At 41.8% G+C, this 433-nt stretch carries 1 protein-coding gene; it reads right to left on the bottom strand.

Annotated features, from left to right (window positions below; all coding sequences use genetic code 11):
- Nucleotides 1-433: glycosyl hydrolase (locus tag H4O21_RS28190; protein WP_220495863.1), on the bottom strand; the 433-nt coding region annotated here is incomplete at both ends.

Below are 433 nucleotides of genomic sequence, written 5' to 3'. Positions count from 1 at the left end.
AACCAAAGGAAAGCCGATATGCCCGCCAAAACTAGAACCAGGATATACATCGGTTTGTGGTGTATGGGAAAAGGTATGGAACACCAAATGATTTACACCTTTTGCAAAGTTGTAATCAATTAAATATTTTACACTAAACGGGTGTTCATTCCATTTTACCCCTATCTGCGTACAAGCCTCTGCCGCAAGCATTGGTTTATTATACAAATGGGTTGCCGACGCCGCATTATAAATTGGTTTAGCATATTCATTTTGAGCAGAGGGCGCCTTTGGATACCAAAACTCGGTCATTGGTATATCACTAACGCCGTAATAGCGCATTGGGTCAACGGGCAATACTTCTCCTCCTGCACCTTCGGTATAGACTTCGGCACCCATATCATGCGCTACAGTTGCAAAATGCTTGAAGAAATTATCAATAAATACTTCATCC

This window comes from Oceanospirillum sediminis (assembly GCF_014164585.1).
Classification (GTDB): Bacteria; Pseudomonadota; Gammaproteobacteria; order Pseudomonadales; family Halomonadaceae; genus Oceanospirillum; species Oceanospirillum sediminis.
Note: the sequence above shows the minus strand (reverse complement) of the source record. Positions and strands in the feature narration are given on the sequence as shown.